Annotated in this window: 15 protein-coding genes and 2 tRNA genes; 4 read left to right on the top strand and 13 right to left on the bottom strand. The window is 66.7% G+C overall.

All coding sequences use genetic code 11. The features are described from left to right. Positions 1-54: 54 nt before the first annotated feature. The gene (locus APQ99_RS08145; RefSeq protein ID WP_227970933.1) at positions 55-870 is read left to right on the top strand and encodes a VOC family protein; all 816 of its coding nucleotides are present in this window, start codon (positions 55-57) and stop codon (positions 868-870) included. Between the two features lie 66 nt (positions 871-936). Here the strand turns inward: APQ99_RS08145 and rpsB are convergent, their stop codons facing one another. From rpsB to APQ99_RS08080, 13 genes are all read right to left on the bottom strand, one after another. Beyond that, positions 937-1686, bottom strand: a complete 750-nt coding sequence (rpsB, locus tag APQ99_RS08140) for a 30S ribosomal protein S2 (protein ID WP_010902822.1) — start codon at positions 1684-1686, stop codon at positions 937-939. Next, the gene (eno, locus tag APQ99_RS08135) at positions 1683-2879 is read right to left on the bottom strand and encodes a phosphopyruvate hydratase (protein WP_010902821.1); all 1197 of its coding nucleotides are present in this window, start codon (positions 2877-2879) and stop codon (positions 1683-1685) included. The genes rpsB and eno overlap by 4 nt, the downstream gene beginning before the upstream one ends. Before the next feature lies 1 nt (position 2880). Next, positions 2881-3063: a DNA-directed RNA polymerase subunit K gene (locus APQ99_RS08130; RefSeq protein WP_010902820.1), complete on the bottom strand. Its 183-nt coding sequence runs from the start codon at positions 3061-3063 to the stop codon at positions 2881-2883. Between the two features lie 2 nt (positions 3064-3065). Continuing rightward, positions 3066-3266, bottom strand: coding sequence for a DNA-directed RNA polymerase subunit N (locus tag APQ99_RS08125; protein WP_010902819.1), 201 nt, complete (start codon positions 3264-3266; stop codon positions 3066-3068). A gap of 12 nt (positions 3267-3278) precedes the next feature. Then, entirely contained in the window at positions 3279-3677 is a 399-nt protein-coding gene (locus APQ99_RS08120; protein ID WP_010902818.1) for a 30S ribosomal protein S9, read from the bottom strand. Further along, on the bottom strand, positions 3671-4108 hold the full coding sequence (locus APQ99_RS08115) for a 50S ribosomal protein L13 (RefSeq protein ID WP_010902817.1): 438 nt from the start codon (positions 4106-4108) through the stop codon (positions 3671-3673). The genes APQ99_RS08120 and APQ99_RS08115 overlap by 7 nt, the downstream gene beginning before the upstream one ends. Beyond that, positions 4105-4458: a 50S ribosomal protein L18e gene (locus APQ99_RS08110; protein WP_010902816.1), complete on the bottom strand. Its 354-nt coding sequence runs from the start codon at positions 4456-4458 to the stop codon at positions 4105-4107. The genes APQ99_RS08115 and APQ99_RS08110 overlap by 4 nt, the downstream gene beginning before the upstream one ends. A 36-nt stretch (positions 4459-4494) precedes the next feature. Continuing rightward, a tRNA-Leu gene (locus APQ99_RS08105) sits at positions 4495-4579 on the bottom strand. Between the two features lie 130 nt (positions 4580-4709). Continuing rightward, the gene (locus tag APQ99_RS08100) at positions 4710-5456 is read right to left on the bottom strand and encodes a DNA-directed RNA polymerase subunit D (RefSeq protein WP_010902815.1); all 747 of its coding nucleotides are present in this window, start codon (positions 5454-5456) and stop codon (positions 4710-4712) included. Between the two features lie 3 nt (positions 5457-5459). Then, positions 5460-5843: a 30S ribosomal protein S11 gene (locus APQ99_RS08095; protein ID WP_010902814.1), complete on the bottom strand. Its 384-nt coding sequence runs from the start codon at positions 5841-5843 to the stop codon at positions 5460-5462. Positions 5844-5849: 6 nt separating this feature from the next. Next, on the bottom strand, positions 5850-6362 hold the full coding sequence (locus tag APQ99_RS08090) for a 30S ribosomal protein S4 (protein WP_010902813.1): 513 nt from the start codon (positions 6360-6362) through the stop codon (positions 5850-5852). Continuing rightward, complete coding sequence (locus APQ99_RS08085) at positions 6362-6877, bottom strand: 30S ribosomal protein S13 (protein WP_010902812.1); 516 nt, start codon at positions 6875-6877, stop codon at positions 6362-6364. Before APQ99_RS08085 ends, APQ99_RS08090 begins: the two co-directional genes overlap by 1 nt. A 21-nt stretch (positions 6878-6898) precedes the next feature. Beyond that, a tRNA-Ser gene (locus APQ99_RS08080) sits at positions 6899-6981 on the bottom strand. A 231-nt stretch (positions 6982-7212) separates the two neighbouring features. Between APQ99_RS08080 and APQ99_RS08075 the strand changes: the two genes are divergently transcribed. The 3 genes from APQ99_RS08075 (at position 7213) to APQ99_RS08065 (ending at position 10492) form a co-directional block, all read left to right on the top strand. Next, positions 7213-8244: an Mrp/NBP35 family ATP-binding protein gene (locus APQ99_RS08075; RefSeq protein ID WP_010902811.1), complete on the top strand. Its 1032-nt coding sequence runs from the start codon at positions 7213-7215 to the stop codon at positions 8242-8244. Then, a complete protein-coding gene (locus tag APQ99_RS08070; RefSeq protein ID WP_010902810.1) occupies positions 8241-8465 on the top strand; it encodes a hypothetical protein in 225 nt (74 codons plus the stop codon). Before APQ99_RS08075 ends, APQ99_RS08070 begins: the two co-directional genes overlap by 4 nt. Positions 8466-8605: 140 nt before the next feature. Beyond that, positions 8606-10492 (top strand): 2-oxoacid:acceptor oxidoreductase subunit alpha, encoded by a 1887-nt coding sequence (locus tag APQ99_RS08065; protein ID WP_012289282.1) that lies wholly within the window; start codon positions 8606-8608, stop codon positions 10490-10492.

The following is a 10492-nucleotide window of genomic DNA, read 5'->3' as shown; positions in this document are numbered from 1 at the left end:
CGACGTGGGGCGGTTAGCCGCAGGCTTATGACTGCTTACCGTCTACGCGGGGACATGCGTCCGGTCATCGACCACGTCCCGTTCGCGGGTGCGTCGCTGGATGTGCTCGTCGAGCGGTTCGAAACTGCGGGCTTCGATCCCGAATACGGCGGCGAACACCCCGGCGTGGGCACGGAGATGTCGATGCTGGTCTTCCCGGACGGCTCGTATCTCCAACTCGTCGCCCCGGCCCGCGAGGACCCCGGCTGGTGGCGCGAGTTCTTCGCCAACGCCGACCCGATCGCCGGCCCCAGCGGCTGGTGTGTCGAAACCGGCAGCGTCCACGGCGAATGTCAGCGCGCCATCGACCACGACGTCGAGGTTCACGGGCCGCGCCGCGGGTTCCGCGACCGCCCCGACGGCGTCACCGTCGAATGGGACGCCGCCGCCCTGGGGCCCCGCGACCACCACCTGCTCCCGTTCCTCATCACCGACCGCACCCCACGCGAGTACCGCGTTCCCGACGCCACGAACTTCGGCGCGCCCATCTCCGGCGTCGACTGCATCGTGCTCGCAGTCCCGGATCTCAGCGACGCCATCGACTGTTTCACGCAACTCTATCGCCTCCCCACGCCGGACCACGACTACGACGACGACTTCGGCGAACTCGTGTCGTTCCCCGGCCAGGACGTCATCCTCGCCGAACCAACCACGGGCTGGGCTGCCGACCGCGTTGACACCTACGGACCGGTTCCAGCCGCTGTCTTCCTCACCGCCGACGTCGACGACGCCCGCCACCGCCATCCCCTCGACGGCGGCCGCGAGTGGTTCGGTCGCCGCGTCCGCATGATCGAGGGGTTCGACGGCTACCTCGGCGTCATCTCCCGATAACCAGCGCTTGCGCTACTGACAGCTCCACCGCGGCTCGCAGAAAAGTCACCCCGTGGGTGAGCGCGCTTACAGGCCGTCCTCGAAGTCGTCGAGGCCGTAGGTCGGCTCCGCACCGCGCCGATCGAGCGTCTCGTTGGCGAGCAGCCAGTACACCACGGACAGCGCGCGGCGGCCCTTGTTGTTCGTCGGCACGACCAGGTCCACGTTCCCGGTCTGGTTGTTGGAGTCGCACATCGCGATCACGGGAATGCCGACCGTGATCGCTTCTTTGACGGCCTGCGAGTCACCGATCGGGTCGGTGACCACGAGGACGTCCGGCTCGATGTAGCCGTCGTAGTCGGGGTTCGTCAGCGTCCCCGGGATGAAGCGCCCGGTGCGGGCGCGCGCACCGACGGCCTCCGCGAACTTCTCCGCGGGGAACCGCCCGTACTGGCGACTCGACGTCACCAGGATCTGCTCGGGGTCGTAGTTCGCCAGGAAGTCCGCCGCCGTCCGAACGCGGTCGTCGGTCCGCGACACGTCAAGGACGTACAGGCCGTCGGTTCGGACCCGGTGGATGAACCGGTCCATGTCGTTGGTCTTCTGCTGGGTCCCGATGTGAACGCCAGCGCCCAGGTAGTCCTCGACGGGGATCAGGAGGTCGGCCTCCTCATCGGACATCACGTCCTCGGTCGCCGTGGACTCCGGCGCGGGCTCGTCGGCCTCGGTATCGGGGGTCTGTTCGTCTGTCTGGGCCGTGCTCTCGGCGTCTGCCGCCGCTTCGTCGGGGGCGTTCTCCTCGAGTTCGGCCTCGGTGTCGGATTCGTTCTCGCTCATGCTTCGTCCGCGATGCGGATGAGTTCGTTTAGCTTGGCGGTTCGCTCGCCGCCGACCGCGCCGGTCTTGATGAACGGCGCGTCGGTTGCAACGGCGAGGTGTGCGATGGTCGTGTCCTCGGTCTCGCCGCTGCGGTGGGATACGACCGCGTCGTACCCGTTGCGCGTGGCGAGCTCGATTGCGTCGACGGCGTCGGTCAGCGTCCCGATCTGATTGGGCTTCACGAGGATGCTGTTGGCAGCCCCCGCGTCGATGCCGCGCTGCAGGCGCTCGGTGTTCGTCACGAACAGGTCGTCACCACACACGAGCGTCTCGTCGCCCACGCGATCGGTGAGCTCCGCGAACGCCTCGAAGTCGTTCTCGTCGAGGGGGTCCTCGACGTACGCGAGGTCGTACTCGGAAACCAGTCCTGCGACGTATTCGATCTGTGCCGCCGTCGACCGGCGGTCGTCACCGAACACGTACTCGTCTCCGTCGTATCGCTCGGCGGCCGCGAGATCAAGGCCCAACCGGACATCGAACCCGAACTCATCGGCGACCTCCGCGGCGGCACCTGCCACCACGTCGAAGGCGGTGGCGTCGTCGATCGACGGCGCCCACGCGCCCTCGTCGCCTTTCGCCGCCGGCACACCGTCGTCGTCCAGGCGGTCTTTGACGCGCTGATGGACGGCCGCGTTCGCGAACACGGCCTGCCGAACGCTCGGCGCGCCGGTCGCCGCGACCAGGAACTCCTGGATCGCGGTCGCGTCCGCGGCATGCGCGCCGCCGCCGAGGACGTTCCCCAACGGAACCGGGAAGTTCCGGCCGCGAAGCGCCCCACCCAAATGCTGGTAGGTGTGCACACCGAGGACGTCCGCCGCTGCCTTCGCAGCAGCCATGCTGGTCGCAACGGCGACGTTCGCGCCGACCGCCGAGAAGTCAGTGGTGTCGTCGGCGGCGTGCAGCGCCGCGTCGACGCCGCGCTGATCGCCCGCGAACTCACGCCCCTCCAATCGGGGCGCGATACGCTCGCGGCCGGCCGCGATCGCCTCCCCGACGGGAAGCTCGACGGCCTCGTGCTCGCCGGTGCTTGCGCCCGACGGCGCGGCCGCACGACCGAACCCACCGTCGTCGGTGGTCACCTCCGCCTCGACGGTCTTGTTCCCGCGTGAATCCAGGATCGGACGGTATCGGACAGCCTCGATGCGCGTCATCTCAGGTCCCCTCCCGCCGAACAGTGAACGGAAGCGCGTCCGCGTCGTACTCCTCGGCCGCGATGAGGATCGGCTCCGTCTGATCGGTGTCAACCAGCACGGGCGCGCCGTACGCCACCTGCAGGGCTCGCGCCCCGATGATGCGGGCTTTCTCGTACCGGCTGAAATGCTGTGAGTCGCTCATTATTACTGGTATGGGGAGACCACGTCGACGAGGTCCTGGTGGGCGATCAGCATCCGGCGACAGCAGTGCCGGTCGACGCCGAGGTCATCCAGCACGTCCGCCGGGTCCTCGTCGCCGTCGTGGGTTTCGGCACGCGCCTTGAACGCTTCCCAGTGTTCGCCGACGACAGTACCGCAACTGAAACACCGGACTGGTACCATCATGCTCTGGTCACCTCAGCGGTAGGACTTCTGGTAGCGCGCCCGAGCCCCGGGACCGCCCCACTTCTTGGACTCGCGCTGGCGCACGTCGTTCACCAGGAGGCTGCGGTCGAACTCGCGGAACGCGTCACGGAGTTCGGCGTCGCCGTAATGCTCGACGAGCCCGCGCGCGATGGCGGTCCGCACCGCGTCCGCCTGCCCCGCGAACCCGCCACCGGCGACGTCGATGTCGATGTCGACGTCCCCGCGGAGGTCGCTGCCCGAGATGCGGAACGGCTCCAGCATCTTCAGGCGCGCCATCTCCGGCTCGACGAGTTCGACGGGCTGGGAGTTGATTCGCACGCGACCCTCTCCGTCGCTCACGGTTGCGCGAGCGACAGCCGTCTTCTTCTTGCCTGACGTATTGGTTACCATGTGACGTTCGCCCCCAGTTCCTCGGACACTTCGCTGAGGGTGACGAAGCGGATTGTTGACAGTCGGTCCAGCGACGTGCCGTCAAGCACGTCGCCGTCCTCGTCCATCGGGTTCCCGACGTACACGCGGACGCTGTCGAGCGCCTCCCGACCGTCGTCCTGCTTGTACGGCAGCATGCCGCGGATGGCACGCTTGAAGATGCCGTCGGGGCGCTTCGGGTAGTACGGTCCGCGGTCGGACCCCAGGTTGGCGCGCGTGCGGTACGTGGAGAACACGTCGTCCTCCGTTCCCGTGATGACCGCCTGCTCGGCGTTCACGACGGCAACCCGGTCGCCGGCGAGCGCGCGCTCGGCGACGTTGCTCGCGACGCGACCCATGATGCAGTCGCGCGCGTCCACGACGACGTCGGCGTCGAATTCTGCGAGACTCATCGAATCACCCGCACATCGGTTCCGTCTGGGTTCTGTTCAACTGCCTGTTCCAAGTGGACGGCCTCACCGTCGGCGTGCTCGATCTTCGTCGCCGCGCTGCTGGAGAAATCCACGGCAGCGACGGTGACGGATTTTCGGAGCGCGCCGGACCCCAGGACCTTCCCGGGGACGATGACCGTCTCGTCTTCACTTGCGTACCGTTCGATACGACTCAGGTTCACCTCGGCGTGCGTGGATCGCGGCTTCTCCAGCCGGTCGGCCACGTCATGCCAGACATCCGCACCCGAATCGCGGGCGACGGATTTCAGTTCGGCGATGAGACTGCTGAGTCTCGGGCTTGTCTTGCTCATGCTCCTAACTCTCGGAAATTCTGGTGAGAAGTCGAATGCAGGGAGCAGGATTTGAACCTGCGAACCCCTACGGGACAGCGCCCTGAACGCTGCGCCTTTGGCCAAACTTGGCTATCCCTGCTCGGTCGCGTCGACCTTACACTTCTCTGTAGCCCCCGCCCCTTCTTACCGATTACGATTGCCGGACCCGTCGCTCCCGGGGCAGGAACGGACGCCGGCACGGTGTTGAGGGGGGAGACACGCATTATTGATTACAGTTGAACTGCCTGTTCGAGTTCGTCCGCGCGATCAACCAGGGTGTCGACCGCACGCAGCACCAGCTCTTCAACGGGCATCGAGCCGTCCGATTCGACGTGGAACACGAACGCACCGTCGACGTCCTCGATTTCGACCTCCTTGCCGGGATACCGGGTGGTCAGGTCGTTGTCGAAGTCGTCAGTCGGCACTAGTTCGTCGTCCTCCTCGATGACGCCTCGAAGCATCTGGGGGTCGTCGTCCGCGTACTCTGGGCTGTCACCGACCACGTGTACGCGCTGCAGGTGTCGGTAGCCCACCGCCACCCCGCCCTGGTGTTTGGCGTGGTCGCGGCCATGCCCCATCACGGCATCCGCCTCGAGCTCGAGGCGCTGGTCGTCTTTCAGCTCGATGATCGGGATGTTTTCGTCGGCCGCCTCGACCTCGGGGTCGTTGCTCACGAGGTCGCCGGAGTACGCGGTGCCCGGACCCTCGACGTCGAGGGCGAGCGTAACCGCTTCGCCCGCCGCGTAATCCTCGGGTGTCGTCAGTGGCACGAGCCCGAGCCGCAGGCCGAGTTGCTCGTCGAACATCACACTGGAGTTCTCCACGAACCGCACCGTGTCGATGGACAACGTCGGCACGTCCACGAGGATGGCGCGACGAATGCCGTTCGCGAACGCGGGCGTGATGTTCCGAACGACAAACCGGGCTTCCCGGTCGTCGCGGTCGACGAATTCGACGTCGAAGTCCTGGCTACTCATGATCTAGTACCCGCTGTTCTTCGGCGGTCGCGTCCCGTCGTGGGGGATGGGCGTGACGTCCTCGATGCGACCGATTTCGAGGCCGGCGCGGGCGAGCGCGCGGATCGCTGCCTGCGCGCCCGGACCCGGGCTTCGCTGGAGGTTCCCGCCCGGACCGCGGACCCGGACGTGGACCTTCTCGATGCCCTGATCGAGTACTTCCTCGGCGAGCTGTTCTGCCATCTGCATCGCGGCGTACGGCGACGCCTCGTCCCGGTTCTGCTTGACCACCGAGCCGCCACTGGACTTCGCGAGCGTTTCGGCGCCCGTCTGGTCCGTGACGGTCATGATGGTGTTGTTGAACGAGGCGTGAACGTGCGCGATGCCCCATTTGGTGTCGTCAGCCATACGTTATCACTCCTGAGCACCGGCGCGAGCCGGGTGCAGTTCGTCGGTGAGGTCGCTCGTTTCGTCGAACGCGAGGGTGTTCTCCTCGCTGACCGGGACCGTGTACGACGGCTCCGTGACGCGGCTGCCGTCGACGGTCACGTGGCCGTGGGAGACGAACTGACGGGCCTGCCCCATCGTGTTCGCCAGTCCCTCGCGGTAGACGACCGTCTGGAGGCGGCGCTCGAGGACGTCCGTCACTTCGAGCGACAGCACGTCGTCCAAGCGCTCCTCCTCGGAGAGGATGCCGATGCGCTGCAGGCGGGCGACGAACTCCTCGCCGGAGACCGTTCCGGTCTGTCCGAGGAGTCGCCGCGCCTCGCGGCGGTAGTCGCGCAGCTCGGACTGTGCCCGCCACAGCTCTTCTTTGTTCTTCAGACCGTAGCGCGAGAGGAGATCGGATTCCTCGGCGATGCGCTCGCCCTGATAAGGGTGATTCGGTGTCTCGTAGAACTTGGTGTTCTCGCCGGGCAGCGCCATTACTCCTCACCTCCGTCGGCTGCGTCGTCTTCTGCCTGTTCTTCCTTGATCGCCTCGACGTTGACGCCGATGGTGCCCTCGGTACGACCGGTGGACTTCGTGCGCTGACCGCGGACTTTCTGTCCGCGCTCGTGACGGATGCCCTTATACGAGCGGATCATCCGCATGCGGTTGATGTCCTGATCGCGGGTGAGCTCCACGTCGGTACCCGTGATGTGCTGGTTCTCGCCAGTGTAGAAGTCGTTCTGGCGGTTCGCCAGCCACGCCGGGGCGTGCTCGGTGAAGCTATCGACGGCGTCGGTGACGCTCTCGATGGCGTCGTCTTCGAGGCCGCCCATGGTCGCGGTTCGATCGACGCCGGCTTCGTCGGCGACGATTCGCGCGACTCGGCGACCAACGCCGCCGAGCTCCGCGAGAGCACGCTCGACGGTCTTCGTCCCGTCGAGGTCTGTCTGGCCAATGCGGACGAAGTACTGAATGTCTTCGTCCACGTCTTCTTGTTCTTCCGAACTCATGATTGGGTTGTCTGTGAAAGGCGTCGTGGCGGGGATTTGAACCCCGGAGGCTTACGCCACAGAGTTAGCAACCCTGCGCCTTGACCAGGCTAGGCTACCACGACAGGCTTTCGAGTGTATCTTCGCCCTCTCGGACTCGGGGCCTGGGCCCCTACAGTGACTGCACTCGTGGACAATCGGCCACACCACTTAAACACTACGAAGCGCCGATCCGCGATCGTGGGTGCGTGTCTCCCACTCATGCGGGTCGTGTGTGCCGACAGCACGCCACCGGTGATCGTCCGGGATCGTCGCTGACACAACCCTTATCGGACGCCCCACCCCTACGCCGATGCATGAACGACGACGACGTCATGGAGCTGCTTGCGTCTGTCACGGACCCGGCGCTCGGCGACGACATCGTCTCCCTGGGGCTGGTCAACGATCTCTCGGTCGACGACGGCACCGTCACCATCTCGCTGGCGCTCGGGGCCCCGTACTCCCCCGCCGAGACCGAGATCGCCGCACACGTGCGAGAAACACTTGAGGCCGAGGGGCTGGAAACGGATCTCACCGCGGCGATCCCCGACCGCTCCGAGACCGAGGTGCTGCCCGGCGTCAAGAACGTCGTTGCGGTCGCCTCCGGCAAAGGTGGCGTCGGCAAGTCCACGGTCGCGGTCAACCTCGCCGCGGCGCTGTCCGACCGCGGTGCCCGCGTCGGCCTCTTCGACGCTGACATCTACGGCCCCAACGTGCCCCGCATGGTCGACGCCGACGACCACCCACAGGCCACCGAAACCGAGACCATCGTGCCCCCGGAGAAACACGGCATGAAGCTCATGAGCATGGCGTTCATGGTGGGCGAGGACGACCCCGTGATCTGGCGCGGCCCCATGGTCCATAAGGTTCTCACGCAGCTCATCGAGGACGTCGAGTGGGGGTATCTGGACTACCTCGTCGTCGATCTCCCGCCGGGAACCGGGGACACCCAGCTCACGCTGTTACAGACGCTGCCGCTGACCGGCTCGGTCGTCGTCACCACGCCCGAGGACGTGGCCGTCGACGACGCCCGGAAGGGACTGCGCATGTTCGGCCGCCACGACACCACCGTGTTGGGCGTCGTCGAGAACATGTCGTCGTTCGTCTGCCCGGACTGCGGCGGGACCCACGACATCTTCGGCGCGGGCGGCGGCGAGGAGTTCGCCACCGCCAACGAACTCCCGTTCTTGGGGTCGATCCCGCTCGACCCCAGCGTGCGCGCTGGCGGCGACAACGGCCAACCCGTTGCACTCGACCCCGACAACGAGACGGGAGCGTCGTTCCGCACGTTCGCCGCGGAGACCGCGGACATGCTCGGGCTCGTGCAGCGACGGGGGGTTGGCGAATGACCGATCCCGACGACGCCGAGAAGCGCGCCGTGCTCCGCAGCGTCGCCGACGACCTGCGCGACGAGGACGGCGACCAGTCGACGGAGGCCGAGCGCATCGCCGCGCTCGTCCATCGAGTCAGTGACATCTACGATGACGACGCCGACGTGGACGCCCAACACGTATATCTCAACATGCGAAACATCCTCCAGATCTCCGAGCAGGGCGGCATCGACCGATAACGCCGCGGGGGTGTGGTCGCGTCCCTGCGGTCGCCCTCGGGCGGTCTTTCATCATTTTTCTGTGATAATGGATGGCAAACGATTTAGTGGCGACCACGCGTACGATGCCATATTGGTCCACGGCTGGGCCAGACCAGATTATGACTGACGACGAACTCATCTGGCGAATCGCAGGGGGTTCCGGAGACGGGATCGACTCGACAAGCCAGAATTTCGCCAAAGCGCTGATGCGCTCGGGCCTCGACGTCTTCACGCACCGCCACTACCCGTCGCGGATCCGCGGCGGCCACACGTACGTGGAGATCCGGGCGCGGGACGGTACCGTAACCTCCCGCGGTGACGGCTACAACTTCCTGCTCGCGCTCGGCGACTCGTTCGCCCGCAACCCGAGCGAGGAGGCCGTCTACGGCGACGAGGAAGTGAAGCCGCTCACTGAGAACCTCGACGACCTGCGCGCGGGCGGCGTCATCATCTACGACGAGGGGCTGCTCGACGACGAGGACGTCGGCGACCTCGAACAGCAGGCCGACGCCAACGACTGGCATCTCTACCCGCTTGACCTGCGCGGGCTCGCCAAGGAACACGGCCGCGAGGTCATGCGCAACACCGCGGGCGTCGGCGCCACCGCGGCGCTCATCGACATGGACCTCGACCACATCGAGGACCTGATGAGCGACGCCATGGGCGGCGACATCCTCGAACAGAACCTCACGGTGCTCCGCGACGCCTACGAGCAGGTGTCGGAAATGGAGCACACCCACGACCTATCGGTGCCGACCGGGAGCCACGACGAGCCACAAGTGCTCATGTCCGGGAGCCACGCGATCGCGTACGGCGCGATCGACGCCGGCTGCCGGTTCATCTCCGGGTATCCGATGACGCCGTGGACGGACGCGTTCACGATCATGACCCAGCTGTTGCCCGACATGGGCGGGGTCTCCGAGCAGGTCGAAGACGAGATCGCGGCGGCGGCGATGGCGGTGGGTGCAAGCCACGCCGGCGCGAAGGCGATGTCCGGCTCCTCCGGCGGCGGGTTCGCGTTGATGAGCGAGCCCCTGGGCCTCGCGGAGATGACCGAGACGCCCCTGGTGTTGCTGGAAGCCCAGCGCGCCGGGCCGTCCACGGGCATGCCGACGAAGCCCGAGCAGGCCGACCTGGAGCACGTGCTGTACACCAGCCAGGGGGACAGCCACCGCGTTGCGTTCGGCCCCAAAGACCCCAAGGAGTGTTACGAGCAGACCCGCACGGCGTTCGAGATCGCGTACGACTACCAGATCCCCGTGATCCTGCTGTACGATCAGAAGCTCTCCGGGGAGTACCGGAACGTCGACGCGTCGTTCTTCGACCGCGAGCCGGCGGCGGACCTCGGGACGACGCTCTCCGAGGACCAGATCCCCGACGCGCCACACGACCCGACGGGGAAGTACCACCGCTACCAGCACGACGTCGAGGACGGCGTCAGCCCCCGGACGATCCCGGGGCAGTCCGGCGGTCGGTATCTCGCCTCCGGCAACGAGCACTGGCCGAACGGCCACATCAGCGAGGACACCGACAACCGCGTGGCGCAGGTCGAGCGCCGCCTCCAGAAGCTGGCGGCGATCCGCGACGACCTCGACGAGCGCGACCAGCAGACCCACTACGGCGACGAGGACGCCGACATCGGCCTCATCGCGTGGGGCAGCCAGGAGGGCACCGTCGAGGAAGCGGTCCACCGGCTGAACGACGACGGCAACAGCGTGAAGGCGTTGGGGATCAGCGACCTCGCGCCGTTCCCCGTCGCGGAGACGCGGGCGTTCGTCGACAGCGTCGACGAAGCCATCGTCGTGGAGATGTCCTCCACCAAGCAGTTCCGTGGCCTCATCCAGAAGGAGGTCGGAGACATCGGCGGGAAGCTGTCGAGTCTCCTGAAATACAACGGCAACCCGTTCGAGCCCGCGGAGATCGTCGAGGCCGTTGAGATCGAACAGGCCGGCGACGGCGCGGAGCCGGCCGCCCAGACCACACTCGAACCCGCAGCAGGTGACTGA

This window comes from Halobacterium salinarum DSM 3754, from assembly GCF_008124605.1.
GTDB classification, from domain to species: Archaea; Halobacteriota; Halobacteria; order Halobacteriales; family Halobacteriaceae; genus Halobacterium; species Halobacterium salinarum.
This window is presented reverse-complemented; position numbering and strand designations above follow the sequence as displayed.

Excerpts from the sequence above, each read along its gene's own strand:
- APQ99_RS08145 (WP_227970933.1), top strand. The coding sequence starts at position 55 with ATGCGTCCGGTCATCGACCACGTCCCGTTCGCGGGTGCGTCGCTGGAT.
- rpsB (WP_010902822.1), bottom strand. The coding sequence starts at position 1,686 with ATGAGCGAGAACGAATCCGACACCGAGGCCGAACTCGAGGAGAACGCC.
- eno (WP_010902821.1), bottom strand. The coding sequence starts at position 2,879 with ATGACGCGCATCGAGGCTGTCCGATACCGTCCGATCCTGGATTCACGC.
- APQ99_RS08130 (WP_010902820.1), bottom strand. The coding sequence starts at position 3,063 with ATGAGCGACTCACAGCATTTCAGCCGGTACGAGAAAGCCCGCATCATC.
- APQ99_RS08125 (WP_010902819.1), bottom strand. The coding sequence starts at position 3,266 with ATGATGGTACCAGTCCGGTGTTTCAGTTGCGGTACTGTCGTCGGCGAA.
- APQ99_RS08120 (WP_010902818.1), bottom strand. The coding sequence starts at position 3,677 with ATGGTAACCAATACGTCAGGCAAGAAGAAGACGGCTGTCGCTCGCGCA.
- APQ99_RS08115 (WP_010902817.1), bottom strand. The coding sequence starts at position 4,108 with ATGAGTCTCGCAGAATTCGACGCCGACGTCGTCGTGGACGCGCGCGAC.
- APQ99_RS08110 (WP_010902816.1), bottom strand. The coding sequence starts at position 4,458 with ATGAGCAAGACAAGCCCGAGACTCAGCAGTCTCATCGCCGAACTGAAA.
- APQ99_RS08100 (WP_010902815.1), bottom strand. The coding sequence starts at position 5,456 with ATGAGTAGCCAGGACTTCGACGTCGAATTCGTCGACCGCGACGACCGG.
- APQ99_RS08095 (WP_010902814.1), bottom strand. The coding sequence starts at position 5,843 with ATGGCTGACGACACCAAATGGGGCATCGCGCACGTTCACGCCTCGTTC.
- APQ99_RS08090 (WP_010902813.1), bottom strand. The coding sequence starts at position 6,362 with ATGGCGCTGCCCGGCGAGAACACCAAGTTCTACGAGACACCGAATCAC.
- APQ99_RS08085 (WP_010902812.1), bottom strand. The coding sequence starts at position 6,877 with ATGAGTTCGGAAGAACAAGAAGACGTGGACGAAGACATTCAGTACTTC.
- APQ99_RS08075 (WP_010902811.1), top strand. The coding sequence starts at position 7,213 with ATGAACGACGACGACGTCATGGAGCTGCTTGCGTCTGTCACGGACCCG.
- APQ99_RS08070 (WP_010902810.1), top strand. The coding sequence starts at position 8,241 with ATGACCGATCCCGACGACGCCGAGAAGCGCGCCGTGCTCCGCAGCGTC.
- APQ99_RS08065 (WP_012289282.1), top strand. The coding sequence starts at position 8,606 with ATGACTGACGACGAACTCATCTGGCGAATCGCAGGGGGTTCCGGAGAC.